This window comes from Kribbella sp. NPDC051587 (genome assembly GCF_044453945.1).
Taxonomy (GTDB): Bacteria; Actinomycetota; Actinomycetes; order Propionibacteriales; family Kribbellaceae; genus Kribbella.
In genome coordinates this window covers 724,499-742,333 of sequence record NZ_JBITDE010000003.1, presented here as the reverse complement: position 1 = coordinate 742,333, position 17,835 = coordinate 724,499, and the positions used below count along the sequence as shown (strand labels likewise).

Here is a 17,835-nt window from a genome sequence, read left to right as displayed (position 1 = left end):
CCGGAGCGGCGGTGGTCGGACCCGCCACTCCGGACGTTACTAGAGCAGTACTGCGGTCAGTTGCGGGCCTTCTCGCGGAGCTCGAACGACTCCACGATGTCACCGACCTTGATGTCGTTGAAGTTGTTCACGGTCAGACCGCACTCGAAGCCCTCGCGGACCTCGGACGCGTCGTCCTTGAACCTCTTCAGCGACGAGAGCTCGCCGTTCTCGACGATCACCGAACCGTCGCGGATCAGGCGCATCTTGGCGTTGCGCCGGACCAGACCGTCGGTGACCCAGCAACCGGCGATGTTTCCGACCTTCGAGGAGCGGAAGATCTCCCGGATCTCCGCGTGGCCGAGGACGGCCTCCTCGTAGATCGGCTTGAGCATGCCCTTCAGGGCCGCCTCGATGTCGTCGATCGCGGAGTAGATCACCGAGTAGTACCGGATGTCGACGCCTTCGCGCTCGGCCACGTCGCCGGCCTTACCCGCCGGCCGGACGTTGAAGCCGATGATGACGGCGTTCGAGGCCATGGCCAGGTTGACGTCGTTCTCGTTGATCGCACCGACACCGCGGTCGATGACGCGCAGGTTGACCTCGTCGTCGACCTCGATCCGGACCAGGGCGTCTTCCAGCGCCTCGACCGAACCGGACACGTCGCCCTTGAGGATGAGCAGCAGCTCTTGGGTCTCGCCCTTCTCCATCGAGGCCATGAAGTCCTCGAGGGTCCGGCGCGCACGACGCTTGGCGTTGGCGGCCGCACGCGCCCGGGCTTCACGCTTCTCAGCGATCTGCCGGGCCATCCGGTCGTCGTCCACCACCAGGAACTTGTCGCCCGCACCCGGTACGGCGGTGAGGCCGAGCACCAGGACCGGACGCGACGGCGTGGCCTCTTCGACCGCGTCGCCGTGCTCGTCGAGCATGGCCCGGACCCGGCCGTACGCCGGTCCCGCGACCATCGAGTCGCCGACCCGCAGCGTTCCACGCTGAACCAGCACGGTCGCCACCGGACCACGGCCCTTGTCGAGGTTGGCCTCGATCGCGATGCCCTGGGCCGGCATGTTCGGGTTGGCCCGCAGGTCCAGCGACGCGTCCGCGGTGAGGATGACACCCTCGAGCAGCCCGTCGATGTTGATCCGCGACTTCGCCGAGACGTCGACGAACATCGTGTCGCCGCCGTACTCCTCGGGGACCAGGCCGTACTCGGTCAGCTGACCGCGCACCTTGGCCGGGTCGGCGCTCGGGACGTCGATCTTGTTGACCGCGACCACGATCGGGACACCGGCCGCGCGAGCGTGGTTCAGCGCCTCGATCGTCTGCGGCATCACGCCGTCGTCGGCCGCGACCACCAGGATGACGATGTCGGTGGCCTGCGCACCACGAGCACGCATGGCGGTGAACGCCTCGTGACCCGGGGTGTCGACGAAGGTGATGGCGCGCTCTTCGCCGTCGACCGTGGTGGTCACCTGGTAGGCACCGATGTGCTGGGTGATGCCACCGGCTTCCTTGGCGACGACGTTCGCCGACCGGACCGCGTCCAGCAGCTTGGTCTTACCGTGGTCGACGTGACCCATGACGGTGACGACCGGCGGGCGCTTGACCAGCTCGGCCTCGCCACCCTCATCGGAGCCGAAGTCGATGTCGAACGACTGCAGCAGCTCGCGGTCCTCGTCCTCGGGGGAGACGACCTGGACGTCGTAGTTCAACTCGGTGCCCAGCAGCTGCAGGACCTCCTCGTTGACCGACTGGGTCGCGGTCACCATCTCACCGAGGTGGAACAGCACCTGCACCAGCGACGCCGGGTCGACGCCGACCTTCTCGGCGAAGTCCGTCAGCGAGGCGCCACGAGCGAGCTTGACGACCTCGCCGTCACCGTGGCGAACGCGAACGCCGCCGACGGCCGGAGCCTGCATGTTGTCGAATTCCTGGCGCTTGGCGCGCTTCGACTTCCGGCCACGACGAGCCGGACCACCCGGACGCCCGAAGGCACCCTGCGTTCCGCCACGACCCCGGTTGCCCGGGCCGGGACGGCCACCGCCGCCACCACCGGGAGGGCCGCTCGGGCCGCCGCCGGGACGGAAACCGCCGCCACCGCCGCCACCCGGACGTGCACCGGCACCCGGTCCACCCGGACCGCCGCCACCGGGGCGACCACGGCCACCGGCGCCACCGCCGCCGCCAGGGCCCCCACCGGGACCCGAGGGGCGACCGGTGAAGGTACCGGCCGAGGACTTCGGCATCATCGCCGGGTTCGGGCGCGGTGCACCCGGTACGCCGCCGGAACGCGGCGGACGGTCGTTACCGCCACGACGGTCGTCACGACCGCCGCCGTCGCGGGCTGCCGGCGGACGCGGAGCCATCCCGGCCGGGCTGGGAGCACCCGGACCGCTCTGACCGCCACCCTGGCCACCGGGGCCGGGGCGGGCGCCACCGCGCTGCATACCTTGAGTCGAGCTGAACGGGTTGTTGCCCGGACGCGGTGCACCCGGACGCGGGCCACCACCCTGACCACCCGGACGCTGGTTGCCACCGGGCCGCGGTGCACCCGGACGCGGCGCGGAGCCACCCGGACGCGGTGCGGCTGCACCCGGACGCGGCGCAGCGCCACCCTGACCACCGGAGCTCTGACCACCCGGACGCGGGCCCGGACGGACCGGAGCGTCGGCAGCCGGACGCGGCGCCGCCGGGGCGGCCGGAGCGGCAGCCTCGGGAGCCGGAGCGGCCTTGGCCGCCGGAGCCTCGAAGGCCGGCGTGGCCGCGGGGGCCTCCACCTTCGGGGCGGCCGGAGTCTCGACCGGAGCCACCGCAGCGGGGGTCTCGACCGGAGCGGCCGGGGTCTCGGCGCGCGGACCCGGCTTCGGGCCCGGACGCGGACCCGGCTTGATGCCAGGCGTCGCTGCCTTGGCAGCCGGAGCCACCGGAGCGGCCGCGGCCGGCTCGGCCACCGGGGCCTGCGCCACCGGTGCGGGAGCCGACTCGGCGACGGGCGCCGGGGTCGGTGCTGCTGCCGGAGCGGATGCGGCCGGCTCGGACTGCTGAACCGGCTCGGCAGGTGCGACCGGAGCGGTCGCCTGCGGCGCGGCAGACGTGCTGGCGGCGGCCTTCTTGGCCGCGCGCTTCTTCGGCGGGTTCTTCTCGAACTCTTCCGCCAACCGCCGGACAACCGGCGCCTCGATGGTCGAGGATGCCGATCGAACGAACTCACCCATGTCGTTCAGCCTGGTCAGAACGACCTTGCTGGTAACTCCGAGCTCTTTTGCGAGCTCGTAGACTCGGACCTTTGCCACTACTCTCCCTCTGGTCCGAGCCTGGGGCCGCGGACCGTTAGTTGACGTACATGCTCATCGCATTGCACTCATCGGTAGACACTCATCGAGTGGTCATGAGTCGATGACCCGCCTTCATGTCGGTCACGACGGCCCGGTTGGACCGCCGCGGACGGCCGGTTGGCCGCCGTGTGTACATCTTGCCTATCACGCTGCGCGAGGAACTCCTGCAGCCCGGTCACGTCGAGCGGGCCCGGGACCTTGAAGGCCCGTGGGAACGCCTTGCGCCGGACAGCGAGCTCGAAGCACTCGAGTGTGGGATGCACATGCGCCCCACGGCCGGGTGCCCGACGCCCGGGATCCGGGAGGACAAGTCCTCCGGACACCGTCATCCGCAGCAGATCTGTCGGACTGGATCGCTTCCGGCACCCGATACAGGTGCGCTCCCGAACCTTGCCAGGACGCGCGTCTGTCACATCTTCCTCAGGGTGTGGTTGCGACTCAGTCGACGGACCGAGAGATCAGTCTACCAACTTGTCCTCACCAGTCACATCGGTATCCGGCCGGATGTCGATCCGCCAGCCCGTCAGCCGGGCCGCGAGGCGTGCGTTCTGGCCCTCTTTGCCGATGGCGAGGGACAACTGGTAGTCCGGTACGACGACGCGCGCGGCGCGGGCCGCCGCGTCAACCACCTCTACCGACGTAACCTGCGCCGGGGACAACGCATTCCCGACGAAGGTGGCCGGGTCGTCGCTGTGGTCGATGATGTCGATCTTCTCACCGTGCAGCTCGTGCATGATGTTGCGCACCCGCTGGCCCATCGGGCCGATGCAGGCGCCCTTGCCGTTCACCGACGGGTTCAGCGTCCGGACCGCGATCTTGGTCCGGTGCCCCGCCTCGCGGGCGATCGCGGTGATCTCGACGGTGCCGTCGGCGATCTCCGGGACCTCGAGCGCGAACAGCTTCTTGACCAGGTTCGGGTGCGTCCGGCTGACGGTGATCTGCGGGCCCTTGAAGCCCTTGCGGACCCCGACCACGTAGACCCGCAGCCGGGAGCCGTGGTCGTACTTCTCCCCCGGCACCTGCTCCGGGGCCGGCAGCACGGCCTCGATCTTGCCGAGGTCGACCATCACCGAGCGCGGGTCGCGGCCCTGCTGGACGACACCGGAGACGATGTCGCCCTCCTTGCCGGAGAACTCGCCGTACCGGACCTCGTCCTCGGCGTCGCGCAGCCGCTGCAGGATGATCTGCTTGGCCGTGGTCGCGGCGATCCGGCCGAAGTCCTTCGGGGTGTCGTCGAACTCGCGCAGCAGCGCGCCCTCGTCGTCGACCTCGCGCGCCATCACCGTCACGTGCCCGGTCTTGCGGTCCAGTTCGGCGCGCGCGTGCTGCTGGGCGCCCTCGGTGCGGTGGTAGGCCACCAGCAGGGCGGCCTCGATCGCGTCCACGACGATGTCGAGGGAGATGTCCTTCTCCCGTTCGAGCGACCGCAGGACGGCCATGTCGATATCCATGTCAGTTCTCCTCCACCGCGTCGTCGGCGAGTTCGTCGCCTTCGGCAGGTGCTTGCGTGTCGTCAGTGCCGGTGGGCCGGTTGAACTCGATCTGGACCTTGGCCTTGTCCACGTCGCCGTAGGCGACGGTGCGGAGCGTGCCCTTGACGTCCAGTTCGGCCGCCTCGTCGGAGGCGGTCTTGATGCGGCCGGTCAGTTTCTGGCCGTTGGTCAGCGTGACAGCGACCAGGCGGGTGAGGTTGCGGCGCCAGTGCCGGGGCAGCGTGAGCGGCCGGTCGACGCCGGGGCTGGAGACCTCCAGCGTGTACCGGCCCTCACCCATGATGTTGCTGTCGTCGAGCGCCTTGGAGAGCGCGCGGGTCACTTCGGCGATGTCGTCGAGGTTGATCCCGCCGTCGCGGTCGACCAGCACCCGCAGGATGCGTTGCTTGCCGACCGGGATGATGCCGGTCTCCTCCAGGTCGCAGCCGAACTGCGCGACGATCGGCTGGAGGAAGTTCTCGAGGCCAGAGGTGTCCGTGTGGTCAGTCTTTCGGCTCACAGGTAGACCTGCCTCTCTGCAGTTGTGCGCCCGTTCCACCACTCGGCAATCCGTCCGAGGGCAGTAGCCCACCTTATCTGCCCGCAGAGGGTGCTCACGTCACCACCTCGTCACAGGCCAATGATCACCCGGTCACCTTGTAAGGTTCCGGGGTGTCGAACGAACCCCTCCGACTCTCGCGCCGCGTCGCGCTGCAGTCCGTCGCTCTGGCCTCAGGTGCCGTGCTGCTGGCCGGTTGCAAGGACGACCAGGCAAGCTCCGGTACGCCGGGCGCCGTCGACCCCGAGTCGGGTAAAACCGTTCCGGCCACTCCGACGGTGGACCCGGCAGTCGTCGCGGCACTCACGACCGCGGCCGGCCTGGTGAACGGACTGGTCAGCCAGTACACGCTGATCGGCACGAAGTACCCGGCCTTGAAAGCCAAGCTCGCCGCCGGTGCGAAGTACCACGCGAGCCACCTGGCCAAGCTGCAGGAGACCGAAGGGGTCACGGCCGCCAAGCCTGGTGCGACCTCAGCTCCGACGAGCGCGGCCGCGGCCCTGGCCGTGCTGGCCAAGCTCGAGAAGCAGGCCTCGATCGCCCACGCGGCTGCGGCCGCCAAGGTGAGCGGCCCGCAGGCCCGCCTGCTGGCGATGATCGCTGCCTCCGAGCTTCAGCTCGGCTCGACCCTGCTCCCGACCAGGAAGGGAGCTTCGTCATGACCCAGATCGAGGCTCTGCAGGCCGCACTGGCCGGCGAGCACGCAGCCCTGTACGGCGTCGGCGTGGCCGGCGGCAAGCTCAGTGGCGCCAAGTTCAAGGCCGCGACCGACACCTTCGACCGGCACCGCGACAACCGCGACCAGTTGAGCGCCCTCATCTCCGCGGCCGGTGAGACCCCGGTCGCCGCGGAACCGGCGTACGACCTGCCCAGCCCTGTCACCAACGCGGTCAGCGCCTCAGCGCTGATCCTCGGCATCGAACGCCGGCTGGCCGCCGTGTACGGCGATCTGGTCGAGGCGGCCGAGCAACCGCCGGTCCGTCAGTTGGCGATCGACCAACTGCTGGCGACCGCGTCGGCACAGGTCACCTGGGGCGGCGCGCCGGCCGCGTTCCCCGGCACCGTCTAGATCCGTTCGGTGACTGGGCGGACACGGTCCGCCGCCAAATAGCGGTCCCAACGAAGGAATTCCGGCAGAGTTACGAACCGACCGGAAATTCATAGCGTATTCCCCTTTACTCGCAGCGCCACCTTCCCTATATTTTCGGCCACGGAGACTGGGGGGTCACCGGCTTTCACGACGACCGCGTTGGTGGCGCAGGTCGCGTGCCTCGCAGTGTTGTCGCTGCGATGTCTCGGCGCGTTCGCAGCGCCTTGTTCCGTGTATTCATTCAACTTCTTCGGTCCTGCTCGCGGCAGGATCATGGAGGGTGGCGAAGCATGCGTACATTCGACCTGCGTACCGGCGACGACCAGTTCGTGAAAGACCTGCGAGTGGTCCGCTGGGAACAATACGAACTGGATCGGGAACTGCCGTTCCAGGCCATGTGGTACTCCGTTCCGCCCGGTTCGGAGAGCCCACTCGACCAGCATCCCGAGCTCGAACTGTCCCTGGTCGTTGCCGGTACGGCGCATGTGCTGTCCGGCGGCAACGAGTACGAAGTCCAGCAGGGCAACGCGTTCCTGATGTCGAGCACCGAGCAGCACGTCGTACAGAACCGGTCTGATTCCGTTGAGCTGACCGTCTTCAGTGCGTACTGGATGCCCATCACTGGACAGCACAGCAATGAGTGAGCAGATCAGCGTCTTCACGTTTCCGCAGCCGACCGTCAACGGGCCACTGCACGTCGGCCACCTGTCCGGCCCGTACCTGGCCGCCGACCTCGCAGCCCGGGCAGCACGTGCCCGCGGCGAACAGGTCGTGGTCACGAGCGGCCTCGACGTCCATCAGAACTACGTCCTGACGCGAGCCGAGAACGAGGGCCGCGATCCGCACGCGATGACCGCCGAGTTCCGCGACGACATCCTCGACACCTACGCCCGGGCCCGCATCGGTTACGACCGCTTCACCGACCCGCTCGATGCCGGCTACCCGCCGGTGATCCGGCAACTGATGAATCACCTCGTCGACTCCGGCGCGGCACCGATGCGCGAGATCACCTTGTATGCCTGCAGTGATTGCGATCGCACTCTGCACGAGTCCTACCTCAGCGGACTGTGTGGCGAGTGCAAGGAGCCCGCGGCCGGTGGCGCGTGCGAGGTCTGCGGCACCTTCACCCAGGTCGAGACGATGGTCGATCCGGTCTGCGGGCGCTGTGGTGGTGAGCCCCGTGCGTTCCAGGCCACCGTGCCGGTACTGCGGATGGAGGACCACCGCGCCGCCCTGATCGAGACCTGGCTCCGGGCCGAGCTGCCACCGCCCGTGCGCGAACTCGTCGACCGCGTGCTGCGCGCCGGGCTGCCCGAGATCCCGCTCGCCTACCCGACCAACTGGGGCATCGACGGCGACGGCCCGCTGACCGGTCTGCGGATCGGCGCCTACACCGAGGTCGCGCTCGCCGATCTGTACGGCATCGCGCGCGCCGTCGATCCCGGCGCCGCCGACATCGCCGGCTACCTGGCCGCGATCGGGCGCATCGGCCGCCTCTGGCATTTCCTCGGCCTCGACAACGCATTCTGGTACGCCGTCTACTGGCCGGCCGTCTGGGCGGCCGCGGGAGTCGCCCGGTCACCGCTTTCCGGACTGATTGTCAACGAGTTCTTCACATTCGACGGGGCGAAATTCTCGACCAGCCGGAAACACGGAATCACAGCCACGGAATTACTCCGCGGTCACGACCCGTCAATCGTTCGCTTGTTTCTGGCCTGGGACCGGCCCGACCGCTATCAAAGCGATTTCCGCCAGCATTCTTTCGAAGCTTTCGCCCGGTCCGCCGAACCGCTCCTGGCGGGCGTTCGAACGAACTCTCTCGATCCGGCTCTCGCGGCGACCGAACTGGCCCGCGGCGAGGCGGCGCTCACCCCGATCGCCTTCGACGCACCACTGGCAGCGCGCTGCCTGCTCACGCTGCTGGCCGGAGGCGCCGACACCGGCTCTCTCCGTGCCGTGCTGACCGGGCTGGGGTGAGCCGGAATGCGCATCGGTGTGATCGGTGCCGGAATCGCCGGAGCACTGCTGGCCTGGCGGCTGAGCAGACAGGCCAGGGTCGACCTCATCACCGGCCTTCCCGAGACCGACGCGACCGCGTCCTCAGGTGGCGGCGTCCGCGGGTTCGAGACGCATCCGCTCCAGCGTCGGCTGGCCATCGAGAGCCTGGCTGAGCTCCTCGGCACGCTCCACGACCAAGCGGCGTACACGGAGACCGGGTGCACCTACCTGCTCCCGTCGTACGACGGACTGGCCGCGGCCGTGGCCGAGGTCGAACACGCGCACCCGGGCTCGACGACCGTCGTCGACCGGACCGAGCTGCGTCGGCGCGGCTGGCACGGCCTGCCCGAGGGGACGGTAGGCGTCTGTGAACGACGGGCCGGCTTCATCGATCCCAACCGGCTGCGCCAGACCGTCGTACGGCGATTGGCCGCCGGCCGGACGAGTCGGGTTCTCGCCGGTCCTGTGCTGCGGTTGCTCCCCCAGTCCGACGGATCGGTCGTCTGCCGGCTCCTGGGCCGGGCCGAGCGGTACGACGCGGTCGTGGTCGCCGCCGGCTCGTGGACTCCGGCGTTCCTGGCCGAGAACCAGCTACCCGCGCACACCAAGACCAAGTCGATCCAGATCGCCACCTACACAGTGACCGGCGACCTGCCGACGATGTTCGTCGACGAGACCAGCGACCTGTTCGGACGGCCGACGGCGGACGGCCGGCTCCTCCTCGGGGTCGACACGCAGCGCTGGTCGGTTCCTCCCGGCAGCAGTGCCCCGGTCCCGGACCTGGCCGTCCAGGCGGTCCGGATCGCGGGCGAGCGGCTGCCACACCTCGAGTTGTCGGCGCCTGACCACGTGGTCAGCACGGCCGACAGTTATGCCGATCCACCGGTACTGACCCTTTGGCCGGTCCCTGGTGGAACCCATCGGCTCTACACCTTCACCGGTGGGTCCGGGGGCAGCGTGAAGACCGCGCTGGCCGCAAGCCGGGCCGCAGCAACCGAACTACTGGCAACAGCCAACTCCACTTCGCGGACGGAGCACCAGCGCATGACGATCACCGAACGAGGTACGCACCAGCAGGTCCGAACCACGCCCCGCTACCACACGGTTGGTATCGGGGCCGGACCTTCCAACCTGTCCCTGGCCGCGCTCTACAAGAGCGTCACCAGTGACCGGCTCGCCCTGTTCGACTCCCGGCCGGGATCCGGCTGGCACACCCCGTTGCTCTACCCCGGGGTCCGGATGCAGACCGGCTGGATGAAGGATCTCGTCTCGCTGGTCGATCCCCGGCACGAGCTGACCTTCCTGAACTACCTGGTCACCTCGGGACGGCTCTACGCGCTGATCAACTCCCAGTTCGACTCGCTCCCCCGGATCGAGTACGAGCGCTACCTGACCTGGGCCACCGAACGGCTCGGCGTGGTGAAGTGGGGCGCCCAGGTGGACTCGATCTCGATCACCGACGACGGCTTCGAGATCAGCGTCGACGGCGTACCGACCGCCGTGTCCGAGCATCTCGTCCTCGGACTCGGTACCCGCGCTGTGCGACCGGCGTACCTGGGTGGTCTGCCGGCCGAGCGGGCCTTCATCGCCGACGACCTCGGCCAGCGGCTGGCCGCGCTCGACCGGACCGCACCGACCGCCGTGGTCGGCGGCGGCCAGACCGGTCTCGAGTCGGTACTGCGTCTGCTCGGCTCGGGCTTCACCGACGTGAAGTGGATCGGCCGGAACCAGTGGTTCCGCAGCATCGACGACTCGCCGATGGCCAACGAGCTGTACCGGCCGTCGCACATCCAGTACCTGCAGGGCCTGAACCGCACCACCCGCCGGCAGATGATCGACGACTCGCGCTACAGCGGTGACGCCATCACGCCGGGTGGGCTGCGGGCGCTCTACCAGGCCAACTACGACGGCTTCCTCACGCTCGGCCAGTTCCCGGTCACGCTGCTGCCCGGTCGCGATGTCCGTACGTCGGATCTCCTGTCCGACGGGAATATCCGCCTGTGCTGCTCGACGTCGACGCTGCCCGAGGAGCACGTCGTACGGCAGGTGGTCGTCGCAGCCGGTCGCGAGCACGTGCGGGCGCCGCTCGACGACGAGCTGCGGGAGCGGATCGAGACCGACGACGACGGCCACGCGGTGGTCGAGTCGGACTACTCGGTGCGCTGGAAGGGCATGAACGGGCACAAGATCTTCACGTTCAACGCGAGCCGGTACAGCCACGGCCTGACGAACGCCGGGCTGACCCAGCTGCCGGTCCGGGCCGCGATCGTGCTCAACTCGATGTTCGAGCGCGAGATCTACCCGATCTCCGACGATGTCTGCGCGGTGCACTGGTGATCGCGGCACTGCCGGAGCCGGTCTTTCCGGATGTGGACGGGGTGTGGTTCCGGCTCGAGAATGACGATCCGGACAGCGAGGCGCCGTACGGGCAGTATCACCGCGAGGACGACCTCGTCTGGGCGGAGTTCTACGCCGGCGGCACGTTGCGCAGCGGCCGGCTGGTCGGTCGGCTCCGCGCCGACGGGACGTTCGACGCGTCGTACTGCCTGCTGACCGAGAGCGGTGAGCTGATCAGCGGCGGCTGCCACAGCGTCCCCGAGTTCGATGCCCAGGGCAACATCGTGATCTCCGACCACTTCGAGCGGGCCGACGGTTCGCGCGGCGTGAGCCGGATCCGGCAGATCCCCAGCCCTCTGAGGGAGGCATGAGATGACGAGGCCTCATCTGCTGGTGGTTGCCACCGGCATGCGGTTGTTCCGGGAGTACATCCTGCGGTCGATCGCGCCGCAGTACCGGCTGCACATGTTCCTGCACAGCGAGCCGACCTGGGAGAAGGAGTACCTGGACGGCTGGACCGTGCTGGAGTCCACGCTCGACGCCGAGGCGCTGGTCGCTGCGGCGCGCACCTTGAATGAGCAGGACCCGATCGACGGAGTGCTTTGCTGGGACGAGGCGCGGATCCTGCAGACCGCTCACGTCGCCGAAGCGCTCGGCCTGCCGGGCGGTGACGTCGCCATGATCAACCGGTGTCGTGACAAACACCTGACCCGTACGGCGCTTGCCGAGCACGGCGTACCACAGCCGAAGTCCGTGCTGGTGAACACCGTGGACGAAGCGTTGGCGACCGCCGACGACCTCGGCTATCCGATCATCCTCAAACCGCGTGCACTGGCTGCGAGCCTGGGTGTGGTGAAGGTGAACGACGCCACCGAACTGCGGGACAACTGGGCGTTCGCCCACGACACGACCGTGCCCGAAGCGCCGCACTACGACGTGAAGGTCCTGGTCGAGGAATTCGCCGACGGCTACGAGATCAGCATCGATGCCGCGGTCTTCCATGGGCAGGTGACGCCGTTCTGCCTTGCTCGTAAGGAGATCGGCTACCCGCCGTACGCGGAGGAGATCGGGCACTTCGTCGACGCCACCGACCCGCTGCTCGCCGACGACCAGCTGCAGCAGGTGCTCGTCGATGCGCACAAGGCGATCGCGTTCACCGACGGCGTCACGCACACCGAGATCATGATGACGGCCGACGGGCCGAAGGTGATCGAGATCAACGCCCGGATCGGCGGCGATCTCATTCCCTATCTCGGTTTGCAGGCGACCGGCGCCGATCCGGGTCTGGCGGCCGCTGCGGTGGCCTGTGGCCGGGCGCCCGACCTGGCGCCGACGCGGACGCAGGTCGGTGGGGTCCGGTTCTTCTACGTCGACGAGAACGACACTGTGCTCGACTCGGTCGCGTTCGACCCGGTCGATGCGCCGGCGATCGACCAGCTCGTCGTACTGATGGAGGCCGGGGTGACGACCAGTCCCCCGCCGGACGGAACGCTGTGGGGCCGGATCGCTTACGCGACCGCCGTCGCCGGCTCGATCGCGGAGAGCCGGGCCGGTCTGGACGCGGCCGAGCACGCGCTGCGCTGGTCCGGTCATCCCAAGGAGCCGGCCTCATGAGCACAACTGACGAGAGCGTCGGGATCTGGCGGACCATCAAGGAGGCGCCCGCGCCGGTGAAAGCGTTGCTGGTCGGCGTCTTCGTGAACAAGCTCGGCTGGTTCCTGCAGGTCTTCCTGGTGCTGTTCCTGACCACGTCGAAGGGCTTCACCCCGGTTCAGGCCGGTACGGCGCTCGGCGTGTACGGCGGTGGCTCGGTGATCGGCCTGATCATCGGCGGCTCGTTGACGGACAAGATCGGTCCGCGGGCCGCGGTGATGATCAGCATGTTCGGGATGGCCGGGTTCGTCCTGGCGATCGCGTACGTGCCGAACTACGCGACGGTGATCATCGTGGTCGCGCTGGCCGGCGCGGTCGGGCAGTTCTATCGGCCGGCCTCGGCCGCGCTGCTGACCGAGCTGACCCCGCAGAACCGGCAGGTGATGACGTTCGCGATCTACCGGCTGGCGATGAACCTCGGTACGACGGCCGCACCGCTGATCGGTGCAGCGCTGGTCGCGATCTCGTGGAACCTGCTGTTCATCGGCGAAGCGATCGCCGCCCTCGCCTATGCGTTGGTCGCGATCGTCGCGCTGCCTGGCCGGAAGCGGGTTGCCCCGGCAGAGTCCGCGGAGCCGGAGCCGAAGGGCAGCTACCTCGCCGTACTGCGGGATCACAAGTACGTGCTGTTCCTCGTCTGCATGTTCATCAACGCGGCGATCTACATGCAGTACCTCGCCGTACTGCCGCTGCACATGAAGGCCGACGGGTTCTCGACGTGGTGGTACAGCGCGATGGTCGCGCTGAACGGCTTCATCGTGATCACCTGCGAGTTGCTGGTGACCAAGGTCGTGCAGAACAAGCCGGCCCGCACGGTCGCGATGCTCGGCTTCGTCCTGCTCGGCGGCGGGCTCGCGTTCTACGCCCTGCCCGGCGGGCTGGCGATCTTCGTGATCGGCACGCTGCTCTGGACGCTGGCCGAGATCGTCGGCGGGCCGACCATGTTCGCCTATCCCGGCATGGCCGCGCCGAAGCCGCTGCTCGGCCGGTACGTCGGTGGGGCGCACGCGATGTTCGGTCTCGGGTCCGCCCTCGGCCCGTTCCTCGGGGTCTGGGTGTGGAACAGCGCCGGAACCCAGGTGTGGTTGTGGTGCGGCGCGCTCGGTGCCGTCGGGCTGGTGCTGGCGTACTTCGGGATGGCGCCGGCCCGCGTCGACGAACTTGCCTCCGTTGTTGTCGAAGGAGAACCGGCATGAGTGATTACGCGATCATCGTGGATCCGTTGTCCACGGGTCAGGAGTATCCGGCCGCGTTCCGGACCGCGGGCCGGCGGCCGGTCGCCGTACTGAGTGGGTTGGAGCCGCCACCGGCGTACACGACGAGCTGGAACCCGCAGGATTTCGACCACGTGCACTACTTCACCGGCGACGTACAGGCGTTGGCCGAGGAGCTGCGGCAGTACGAGCCGGAGTATCTGGTGCCAGGCGCCGAGAGCGGGGTCGAGCTGTGTGATCAGCTGATCGAGATCCTGCTGCCGGGGACGGGCAACGTGCCCGCGCTGGCGTCCGCCCGACGCCATAAGTGGGACATGGCGCAGGCCCTGACTGCGGCCGGTGTACCTCGGCTGCGGCAGGTGCTGACCGCCGACGAGGCCGAGGCCGAGGAATGGTTGCGGGCCAACGATCTGCTCGGGAAACGGCTGGTGATCAAGCCGCCGAAGAGCGCGGCCGGTGACGAGGTGTACGTCGTCTTCGAGGGCGGCGACTGGCGTGAGCGCTTCCACCGCGTGCTCGGCCGGGCGAACAAGATGGGGCTGGTCAACGACGCCGTACTGATCCAGGAGTACGCCGAGGGGACGGAGTACCTGGTCGACACCTACAGCGTCGACGGCGTGCACGCGCTGGTCGACGTCTGCCGGTACACGAAGGTCGGTCGCGGCGACAAGATCGGCATCTACCGGCGGATCGACTTCCTCGCCGAGGACGACCCGGAGGTGCAGGCGCTCTGGCCCTACACCCGCGACGTCCTGGACGCGGTCGGCATCCGGATCGGCTGCGGGCACGTCGAGGTGATGATGACGGCCGACGGTCCGCGCCTGATCGAGGTCGCGGCCCGCCCGGCCGGTGGCGGTCACCAGATGGTCAGCGAACTGGCCACCGGCGACAACCACATCAAGCGAACCGTCGCACATCGCGTGCGTGGCGAGGTGCGGGACGGGTTCGACCTGGTCCAGCACCTGCGCGGCATCTTCATCATCGCGCCGTCGGAGGGGTACTTCCGCAACCGCGAGGTGTTCGACGGGATCGAGTCGCTGAAGTCGTTCCACTGGATGAAGGTGCTGCACGAACAGGACGCCGTCGTACCGGCCACGGTCGACCTGTTCACCTGCCTGGCCTGGGTGATCCTGATCCACAGCGACCCCCAGACCCTCGACGAGGACTACCAGCGGGTCCTGGAGATGGAGGCCAAGATCGTCATCGAGACCCCCTAGTACGTCGTACCGGGTCCGGGCGGACCACCAACCGCCCGGGCCTGCTGCAACAATCGCCTGCATGCCAGGTCCGACATCTCCCTGCCCGTGCGGCCTCCCCGCGACGTACGCCGACTGCTGCGGCGCCTTGCACAACGGCACCCGTACGGCGGCCACTGCCGAGCAGCTGATGCGGTCGCGCTACTCGGCCTTCGTGGTCGGCGACACCGCCTACCTCCTCCGCACCTGGCACTCGACAACCCGGCCGCCGGTGCTGGAGCTCTCCCCCAACATCCGCTGGACCGGCCTCGAGATCCTGGCCACCACCGACGGCACCCCCTTCCACACCGAAGGCACCGTCTCCTTCCGCGCCAACTACCGCGGCGGCTCCCAGCAGGAGAACAGCCACTTCACCCGCGAGTCCGGCGAGTGGAAGTACGTAGGTCGGTGAACGCCACCGCCCAGCCATCCCATCAGATGATGGTGGGCTGAATGTTCTCGAGGTCGGCGAGCAGGCTGGGGTGCTCGGGGTTCCAGCCGAGGGTTTGGCGGGTGTGAGCACTGGATGAAGGCTGGTCCGCGGCGAAGATCTGACCGAGCGGGCCGAACTCCTCGACGGCGACCGCCTTGACGGGGAGGGTGAGGCGGCGGCCGATGACCTCGGCGATGTCAGCGACCCGGTCACCTTCATCGGCTACCGCGTGCCAGTAGGTACCGGCCTCGGCGTTCTCCAGGGCCAGGCGGAAGAGCACGGCTGCGTCGAGAGCATGTACGGCGGGCCAGCACTGGGTGCCGTCGCCCGGGTAGGTGACGACGCCGGTGCGGCGGGCCATGAGAGCCAGCAGGCCTGCGAAACCGCCGTCGCCGTTGTTGTGCACCGTGCGCGGCAAGCGGACGGCCGAACTCCGGACGCCCCGATCGGCCAGCGTCACTACACCTGCGACCGCGAGACTGCGCCCACCGACCAGACCTTCGGCGGGAAGCGGGTCGGTCTCGAGAGACGGCCGGTCCGGTGCGGCCGGCGTACCGGAGACTGTGACGAACGGCTTGCCGCTTCCCGCCAGCTCCTCCCCCAGAGCCTGCAGAGCGGCCGTCTCCTCGGCCACGTTGGCCGCTACCGCCTCGGCGCTGCTGAAGTCGTTGCCGAAGGCAAGGTGGATGACACCGTCGGCCTGAGCCGCGCCGGCTCGGAGTACGTCGAGGTCGGTGAGGGCGCCGCGGACCATCTCGGCGCCGGCCTGTACGGCGGCCTGTGCCGAGGCGTCGGAGCGGGTGAGGGCGACGACGGTGTGGCCGTTGCCGAGCAGTTCGGTGACGACGGCGGAGCCGACCAGACCGGTACCGCCGGTGATGAAGACCTTCATGAGAGCTCTCCTGCAAGTGATGGGACCTTTGTCCCATCACTGTACGCCGCGATGGGACAAAAGTCCCGTCACCTATGATGGTGCCATGAGTCGCTGGGAACCGGGAGCACGCGAACGCCTCGTGCTGGCCGCCGTCGACCTGTTCACCGAGCAGGGGTACGACACCACCACCGTCGCCCAGATCGCCGAGCGCGCCGGCGTCACCAAGAGCACGTTCTTCCGCCACTTCCCCGACAAGCGCGAACTCCTCTCCGCCGGCCAGGAGGCCCTCAGCGACCTGTTGGTCGAAGGCATCACCGAAGCACCCGCCGGCGCGACACCCCTCGAAGCAGTCGCCGCCGGTCTGGCCCGCGCCGCGACGTTCATGGGCCCCATGAACCGCGAGCTGGCCCCCCGGCTCAAGGCAGCCATCGCCGCCAGCACCGAACTCCAGCAACGCGACGCCCTCAAAACAGTCGGCCTCACCGCCGCCATGGTGGATGCGCTGGTCACCCGAGGCATCCCTGACCCGGTCGCCGCCCTCGCCGCCGAACTAGGCGCCCTCGCCTTCAAACGCGGCTACCTCACCTGGTCCGAGAGCGACCGCGCCGACGCCGAGTTCGCGCCGTACGCGCTGGCGGCCCTCAAAGAACTCCAAGCCGCCACCACCGCCCTCGGCTGACACTGTGCCGTCCGGACCACGGCCTGAGCGTGAACCCATCCTCCCGAAGTGCACACCTCATGTCGTTCTCGACGACTCCGGCGTAGGCGATGCTGTGGGGATGGAGTACGTGTCCAGAGTGCCGCGGCCGCCGCTGGACGGGCTGGTCGACGACCTCTACTACCTGGAGGGTGTGTCGCCGTACGCGCGACTGACGCTGCCGCCGATGCCTGGTGCGCTGCTCATCGTCAATCTCGGCGCGCCGTTCCGCATCCGGGCCGGCACTGACATCACCGCAGCCGAGTACGCCGACGGCTGCGTGATCACGACACCCACTCGTGCCTTGGAGTTCGGCTATCCACTCCACACTCGGTCCGTCGGCGTGCACTTGAAGCCCTGGGGCCTGGCGCCGTTACTGCCGATGCCCGCGGCCGAACTGTGCGACCGCCCGGTGACGGTCGAGCAAGTGTGGGGCCGGCCCGCCGTTGCCGAGCTGCGAGATCGGCTGGCGACGGCGCACGGACCACACGAGATGCTGACGCTGCTCGAGGATGAGCTCAGGCGACGGCTCCGCGAGACCGCCGGACTGGGGCTCGTTCGTCATACCAGCAAGGTGATCGCGGCGACCAACGGAGCCGTGGCGATCGGCGACCTGAGCACGGCGGCCGGTGTCAGCAGCACTCACCTCACCCAACGGTTCAAGGAACTCGTCGGCGTCACCCCGAAGCGGCTGGCCCGCACCCAGCGTTTCGCCACCACGGTGTTGGCGATCAATCCCGCCGTACCGATCGACTGGGGCGACGTCGCCGCCCGCGCGGGCTACTTCGACCAGGCGCACTTCACGCACGAGTTCCGTGCGTTCACCGGGCTCACCCCGACCCAGTACGTCGAAGTCCGGCGACGCTTCCTGCGCGAGCATCCCGACCACACGCTCGACAGCTGGCCGCTCCCGGCCGATTGATTTCTTACAAGAGCGACTGATCACCACACGTTAATTT

At 68.7% G+C, this 17,835-nt stretch carries 17 protein-coding genes; 12 read left to right on the top strand and 5 right to left on the bottom strand.

Going from position 1 to position 17,835, the window contains the following annotated elements:
- Positions 1–56: 56 nt before the first annotated feature.
- The 4 genes from infB to rimP all read right to left on the bottom strand — a co-directional run bounded on the left by infB (position 57) and on the right by rimP (position 5,306).
- Complete coding sequence (gene infB / locus ACIA49_RS15580; RefSeq protein WP_396377823.1) at positions 57–3,272, bottom strand: translation initiation factor IF-2; 3,216 nt, start codon at positions 3,270–3,272, stop codon at positions 57–59.
- A 68-nt stretch (positions 3,273–3,340) separates the two neighbouring features.
- Entirely contained in the window at positions 3,341–3,727 is a 387-nt protein-coding gene (locus ACIA49_RS15575; protein ID WP_396377822.1) for a YlxR family protein, read from the bottom strand.
- A 45-nt stretch (positions 3,728–3,772) separates the two neighbouring features.
- On the bottom strand, positions 3,773–4,765 hold the full coding sequence (gene nusA / locus ACIA49_RS15570) for a transcription termination factor NusA (protein WP_396377821.1): 993 nt from the start codon (positions 4,763–4,765) through the stop codon (positions 3,773–3,775).
- A 1-nt stretch (position 4,766) separates the two neighbouring features.
- Positions 4,767–5,306, bottom strand: coding sequence for a ribosome maturation factor RimP (rimP, locus tag ACIA49_RS15565; protein ID WP_396377820.1), 540 nt, complete (start codon positions 5,304–5,306; stop codon positions 4,767–4,769).
- A 152-nt stretch (positions 5,307–5,458) separates the two neighbouring features.
- On the opposite strand from rimP, the gene ACIA49_RS15560 reads away from it, so the two are divergent.
- From ACIA49_RS15560 to ACIA49_RS15515, 10 genes are all read left to right on the top strand, one after another.
- Positions 5,459–6,007 carry a cell division protein FtsK gene (locus ACIA49_RS15560; RefSeq protein WP_396377819.1) on the top strand — a complete coding sequence of 183 codons (549 nt, stop codon included), beginning with the start codon at positions 5,459–5,461 and terminating at the stop codon, positions 6,005–6,007.
- Positions 6,004–6,414 carry a ferritin-like domain-containing protein gene (locus tag ACIA49_RS15555; RefSeq protein WP_396377818.1) on the top strand — a complete coding sequence of 137 codons (411 nt, stop codon included), beginning with the start codon at positions 6,004–6,006 and terminating at the stop codon, positions 6,412–6,414. The genes ACIA49_RS15560 and ACIA49_RS15555 overlap by 4 nt, the downstream gene beginning before the upstream one ends.
- Before the next feature lie 311 nt (positions 6,415–6,725).
- Entirely contained in the window at positions 6,726–7,079 is a 354-nt protein-coding gene (locus ACIA49_RS15550) for a cupin domain-containing protein (protein ID WP_396377817.1), read from the top strand.
- A complete protein-coding gene (locus tag ACIA49_RS15545; RefSeq protein WP_396377816.1) occupies positions 7,072–8,412 on the top strand; it encodes a class I tRNA ligase family protein in 1,341 nt (446 codons plus the stop codon). Before ACIA49_RS15550 ends, ACIA49_RS15545 begins: the two co-directional genes overlap by 8 nt.
- Before the next feature lie 6 nt (positions 8,413–8,418).
- Positions 8,419–10,770 carry an FAD-dependent oxidoreductase gene (locus tag ACIA49_RS15540; RefSeq protein ID WP_396377815.1) on the top strand — a complete coding sequence of 784 codons (2,352 nt, stop codon included), beginning with the start codon at positions 8,419–8,421 and terminating at the stop codon, positions 10,768–10,770.
- The gene (locus tag ACIA49_RS15535; RefSeq protein ID WP_396377814.1) at positions 10,767–11,141 is read left to right on the top strand and encodes a hypothetical protein; all 375 of its coding nucleotides are present in this window, start codon (positions 10,767–10,769) and stop codon (positions 11,139–11,141) included. The genes ACIA49_RS15540 and ACIA49_RS15535 overlap by 4 nt, the downstream gene beginning before the upstream one ends.
- 1 nt (position 11,142) lies before the next feature.
- The gene (locus ACIA49_RS15530; RefSeq protein ID WP_396377813.1) at positions 11,143–12,384 is read left to right on the top strand and encodes an acetyl-CoA carboxylase biotin carboxylase subunit family protein; all 1,242 of its coding nucleotides are present in this window, start codon (positions 11,143–11,145) and stop codon (positions 12,382–12,384) included.
- The gene (locus tag ACIA49_RS15525) at positions 12,381–13,619 is read left to right on the top strand and encodes an MFS transporter (protein ID WP_396377812.1); all 1,239 of its coding nucleotides are present in this window, start codon (positions 12,381–12,383) and stop codon (positions 13,617–13,619) included. The genes ACIA49_RS15530 and ACIA49_RS15525 overlap by 4 nt, the downstream gene beginning before the upstream one ends.
- A complete protein-coding gene (locus ACIA49_RS15520) occupies positions 13,616–14,854 on the top strand; it encodes an ATP-grasp domain-containing protein (protein WP_396377811.1) in 1,239 nt (412 codons plus the stop codon). Before ACIA49_RS15525 ends, ACIA49_RS15520 begins: the two co-directional genes overlap by 4 nt.
- Before the next feature lie 61 nt (positions 14,855–14,915).
- On the top strand, positions 14,916–15,284 hold the full coding sequence (locus ACIA49_RS15515) for a YchJ family protein (RefSeq protein WP_396377810.1): 369 nt from the start codon (positions 14,916–14,918) through the stop codon (positions 15,282–15,284).
- Positions 15,285–15,306: 22 nt separating this feature from the next.
- On the opposite strand, the gene ACIA49_RS15510 is transcribed toward ACIA49_RS15515, so the two are convergent.
- A complete protein-coding gene (locus ACIA49_RS15510) occupies positions 15,307–16,197 on the bottom strand; it encodes an SDR family oxidoreductase (protein ID WP_396377809.1) in 891 nt (296 codons plus the stop codon).
- A gap of 85 nt (positions 16,198–16,282) precedes the next feature.
- Here ACIA49_RS15510 and ACIA49_RS15505 point away from each other — a divergent pair, with 85 nt between their 5' ends.
- Together ACIA49_RS15505 and ACIA49_RS15500 are read left to right on the top strand one after the other, a co-directional pair.
- Positions 16,283–16,858, top strand: a complete 576-nt coding sequence (locus ACIA49_RS15505) for a TetR/AcrR family transcriptional regulator (RefSeq protein WP_396377808.1) — start codon at positions 16,283–16,285, stop codon at positions 16,856–16,858.
- 100 nt (positions 16,859–16,958) lie between these two features.
- The gene (locus tag ACIA49_RS15500) at positions 16,959–17,798 is read left to right on the top strand and encodes an AraC family transcriptional regulator (protein ID WP_396377807.1); all 840 of its coding nucleotides are present in this window, start codon (positions 16,959–16,961) and stop codon (positions 17,796–17,798) included.
- Positions 17,799–17,835 lie beyond the last annotated feature (37 nt).